Origin of the sequence: Faecalicatena contorta, assembly GCF_021531895.1 — a bacterium.
GTDB lineage: Bacteria > Bacillota > Clostridia > Lachnospirales > Lachnospiraceae > JAFBIX01.
In genome coordinates, this window is record NZ_JAFBIX010000073.1 from 1 (window position 1) to 1487 (window position 1487).

The window sequence follows — 1487 nt, forward strand, 5'->3', positions numbered from 1 at the left end:
CTGGTGTGGTATAAAAAAAGTTGACATCTTATTCTCAAGGATTTCATGATAGAATCAAGAGAATAAGGAGGTACTCAAAATGGCACGTAAATATGACCATGAATACAAAGTACAGGCAGTTAAGTTAGCAAAAGAAATAGGTGGTGCTAAAGCTGCTAAAGAATTAGGTATCCCGGAGGGAACTATCCATACATGGCTGAAAGCAGTTAGAGCAGGCACATTGGATATTGGCGATGGTGCACATACTCCAGAAAGTGCGATGAGTCTTGCTGAGGAGCTTGCGATGCTCCGCAAACGCGTTAAGGATCAAGATAAAGAAATCCGGCGTCTGAAAGAGGAAAATGAATTTCTCGAGGAAGCAAGTGCTTTTTTCGCAGCCAGCCGTCGGAAGTCAGCAAGAACCAAAGAATGAAGTTCATTGCCATAAAAACGGAAGACGGCGTGATTAAGGGGAAACTCTCATTCTATTGTCGGATGCTCGGTGTCAGCCGCCAGGGTTTTTACAAATATCTTGCTATTAAAGATCGTCCCTGGAAATATCAGGATCTCGCTGATGCTATGAGAGCGATTAATTCTGAGGATGAATGCAATGATACCTATGGGCGTATTCGCATGTATCAGGCACTTCTCCTTAAGAATCTGGAAGGGCTCAAAATCCCCAGTGAGCGAACTGTCTACAGGGTTATGGATGAAATAGGCCTTAGCCATCGGCCAAAGCGTAAGCCAAATGGTATTACCAGAGCTGATCGGGAAGCGCGTAAATCGGATGATCTTCTGAAGCGAGATTTCAAATCCAATAAGCCACTTGAAAAATGTGTAACTGACATCACAGAGATCAAGGCTAAAGATGGAAAACTGTATGTTTCAGCTATCTTTGACTGCTTTGATTCCAGTGTCCTTGGTCTGGCGATGGAAACCAACATGAAAGCAACTTTGTGTGAGCATACCCTGGATAATGCCTATCTTGCATATCCTAATCTGCGAGGCGCCATTTTACACTCTGACAGAGGAACACAATATACCAGTGAAACCTATCGTAAGGCTCTGGCAAAATACGGTATTATTCAAAGCATGAACAGTGCTGGTGGCAGGTGCCATGATAATGCCCGATGTGAAAGCATGTGGGCCAGAATGAAAAGCGAGCTTCTCTATGACCGCTACAATACGGAAACTATGACCACAGAGGAACTGAAGGTTCTCATTTGGAGATATTTCATCAGTTACTGGAATAACAGGAGGATCTGCTCTGCTAACGGTGGGCTTCCTCCGATCATCAAGCGCCAGAGATACTATCAATCTTTGGACCTGGCTGCATAGTCAGTGATATCTTTGAGATAAATGTGTCAACCAATATTGACAATATCAGCTCTGCTAACGGTGGGCTTCCTCCGATCATCAAGCGCCAGAGATACTATCAATCTTTGGACCTGGCTGCATAGTCAGTGATATCTTTGAGATAAATGTGTCAACCAATATTGACAATATCA

The 1487-nt window shown here is 43.6% G+C and carries 2 protein-coding genes; both read left to right on the forward strand.

Features of this window, described 5'->3' with window-relative positions:
* Positions 1-79: 79 nt before the first annotated feature.
* Positions 80-412: a transposase gene (locus JQM81_RS13445; RefSeq protein WP_073113382.1), complete on the forward strand. Its 333-nt coding sequence runs from the start codon at positions 80-82 to the stop codon at positions 410-412.
* Positions 409-1317 carry an IS3 family transposase gene (locus JQM81_RS13450; RefSeq protein ID WP_070310171.1) on the forward strand — a complete coding sequence of 303 codons (909 nt, stop codon included), beginning with the start codon at positions 409-411 and terminating at the stop codon, positions 1315-1317. Before JQM81_RS13445 ends, JQM81_RS13450 begins: the two co-directional genes overlap by 4 nt.
* Positions 1318-1487: the final 170 nt, after the last annotated feature.

Bases quoted from the DNA above. Each gene is read 5' to 3' on its own strand.
- JQM81_RS13445 (WP_073113382.1), top strand. From the start codon at position 80: ATGGCACGTAAATATGACCATGAATACAAAGTACAGGCAGTTAAGTTA.
- JQM81_RS13450 (WP_070310171.1), top strand. From the start codon at position 409: ATGAAGTTCATTGCCATAAAAACGGAAGACGGCGTGATTAAGGGGAAA.